This window comes from Escherichia sp. KCJ4928, from assembly GCF_004352695.1.
Taxonomy (GTDB): domain Bacteria; phylum Pseudomonadota; class Gammaproteobacteria; order Enterobacterales; family Enterobacteriaceae; genus ECMA0423.
Genome location: NZ_SJWV01000300.1, coordinates 1 through 3,147, shown reverse-complemented (window position 1 = coordinate 3,147; position 3,147 = coordinate 1). Strand labels below are relative to the sequence as shown.

Sequence of the window (3,147 nt, the reverse complement as noted above, 5' to 3'; positions counted from 1 at the left end):
TACATTAGCTGGTCTTGTGTGTCATTTTATTTTTTTTGTTGCTAACACAGGGATATGAACAATAACTAAAAGGGCACTTTATATGAGCGGAAAACCAGCGGCGCGTCAGGGAGATATGACTCAGTATGGCGGTCCCATTGTCCAGGGTTCGGCAGGTGTAAGAATTGGCGCGCCAACTGGCGTGGCGTGCTCGGTGTGTCCGGGCGGGATGACCTCGGGCAACCCGGTGAACCCGCTGCTCGGTGCAAAAGTACAGCCCGGCGAGACGGACCTTGCGCTGCCCGACCCGCTGCCGTTCATTCTCTCCCGCACCTACAGCAGCTACCGGACGAAGACGCCTGCGCCGGTGGGAATTTTTGGCCCCGGCTGGAAAGCGCCTTCTGATATCCGCTTACAGCTACGTGATGACGGACTGATACTCAACGACAACGGCGGGCGGAGCATTCACTTTGAGCCGCTGCTGCCGGGGGAGGCGGTGTACAGCCGCAGTGAGTCAATGTGGCTGGTGCGCGGTGGTAAGGCAGCACAGCCGGACGGCCATACGCTGGCGCGGCTGTGGGCGTCGCTGCCGCCGGATATCCGGTTAAGCCCGCATCTTTACCTGGCGACCAACAGCGCACAGGGGCCGTGGTGGATACTGGGGTGGTCTGAGCGGGTGCCGGGTGCTGAGGACGTACTGCCAGCGCCGCTGCCGCCGTACCGGGTGCTTACCGGGATGGCGGACCGCTTCGGGCGGACGCTGACGTACCGGCGTGAGGCCGCCGGTGACCTGGCCGGGGAAATCACCGGCGTGACGGACGGTGCCGGGCGGGAGTTCCGTCTGGTACTGACCACACAGGCACAGCGGGCGGAAGAGGCCCGTAAACCGCACACCGCTTCGTTATCTTCCCCTGACAGTCCCCGCCCTCTCTCAGCTCCTTCCTTCCCCGACACACTGCCCGGTACGGAATACGGCGCTGACAGCGGTATCCGTCTTTCGGCGGTGTGGCTGATGCACGACCCGGAATACCCGGAAAATTTACCTGCCGCGCCACTGGTGTGCTACGACTGGACGCCACGCGGTGAGCTGGCGGCGGTGTATGACCGCAGCGGTACGCAGATGCGCCACTTTACTTACGATGATAAATACCGGGGCCGGATGGTGGGGCACCGTTATGCAGGCAGGCCGGAGATGCGCTACCGCTACGACGATGCGGGGCGGGTGGTGGAGCAACTTAACCCGGCAGGCCTGAGTTACCGCTACCAGTATGAGCAGGACCGCATCACCGTCACCGACAGCCTGAACCGGCGTGAGGTGCTGCATACAGAAGGCGGGGCCGGGCTGAAGCGGGTGGTGAAAAAAGAACTGGCGGACGGCAGCGTCACGCACAGCGGGTATGACGCGGCAGGAAGGCTCACGGCGCAGACGGACGCGGCGGGACGGCGGACAGAGTACGGTCTGAATGTGGTGTCCGGCGATATCACGGACATCACCACACCGGACGGGCGGGAGACGAAATTTTACTATAACGACGGGAACCAGCTGACGGCGGTGGTGTACCCGGACGGGCTGGAGAGCCGCCGGGAATATGATGAACCGGGCAGGCTGGTATCGGAGACATCGCGCAGCGGGGAGACAGTACGCTACCGCTACGATGACGCGCACAGTGAGTTACCGGCGACGACAACGGATGCGACGGGCAGCACCCGGCAGATGACGTGGAGCCGCTACGGGCAGTTGCTGGCGTTCACTGACTGCTCGGGCTACCAGACCCGCTATGAATACGACCGCTTCGGCCAGATGACGGCGGTTCACCGCGAGGAAGGTATCAGCCTTTACCGCCACTATGACAACCGTGGCCGGTTAACCTCGGTGAAAGACGCACAGGGCCGTGAAACGCAGTATGAGTACAACGCCGCAGGCGACCTGACTGCCGTTATCACCCCGGACGGCAACCGGAGCGAGACACAGTACGATGCGTGGGGAAAGGCGGTCAGCACCACGCAGGGCGGGCTGACGCGCAGTATGGAGTACGATGCTGCCGGACGTGTCATCAGTCTGACTAACGAGAACGGCAGCCACAGCGACTTCAGCTACGATGCGCTGGACCGGCTGGTACAGCAGGGCGGCTTTGACGGGCGGACGCAACGTTATCATTATGACCTGACCGGAAAACTCACGCAGAGTGAAGACGAGGGGCTTATCACCCTCTGGCACTACGATGCGTCGGACCGCATCACGCACCGGACGGTGAACGGCGACCCGGCAGAGCAGTGGCAGTATGACGGCCACGGCTGGCTGAGAGAAATCAGCCACCTGAGCGAAGGCCACCGTGTCGCTGTCCACTACGGCTACGACGATAAGGGCCGCCTGACGGGCGAACGGCAGACGGTGGAGAACCCGGAGACGGGGGAACTGCTGTGGCAGCATGAGACGAAACACGCCTACAACGAACAGGGGCTGGCAAACCGCGTCACGCCGGACAGCCTGCCGCCGGTGGAGTGGCTGACCTACGGCAGCGGTTACCTGGCGGGCATGAAGCTGGGCGGGACGCCGCTGGTCGAGTATACGCGGGACAGGCTGCACCGTGAGACGGTGCGCAGCTTCGGCAGCAGGGCAGGCAGTAATGCCGCATATGAACTGATCAGCACATACACCCCCGCAGGCCAGTTACAGAGCCAGCACCTGAACAGCCTGGTGTATGACCGTGACTACGGGTGGAATGACAACGGCGACCTGGTGCGCATCAGCGGCCCGCGACAGACGCGGGAATACGGCTACAGTGCCACGGGCAGGCTGGAGAGCGTGCGCACCCTCGCACCGGACCTGGACATCCGCATCCCGTATGCCACCGACCCGGCGGGAAACCGCCTGCCGGACCCGGAGCTACACCCGGACAGCACGCTCACGGCGTGGCCGGATAACCGCATCGCAGAGGATGCGCACTATGTTTACCACTATGATGAATACGGCAGACTGACGGAGAAGACGGACCGTATCCCGACGGGTGTGATACGGACGGACGACGAGCGGACCCACCACTACCACTACGACAGCCAGCACCGCCTGGTGTTCCACACGCGGATACAGCATGGCGAGCCACTGGTCGAGAGCCGCTACCTCTACGACCCGCTGGGACGGCGAATGGCGAAACGGGTATGGCGGCG

1 protein-coding gene is annotated in these 3,147 nt (G+C 63.1%); it reads left to right on the top strand.

What is annotated here, in order from left to right:
- Window positions 1-82: 82 nt before the first annotated feature.
- A partial coding sequence (locus E0D98_RS22785; RefSeq protein ID WP_096955439.1) for an RHS element core protein occupies window positions 83-3,147 on the top strand: 3,065 nt, incomplete at its 3' end.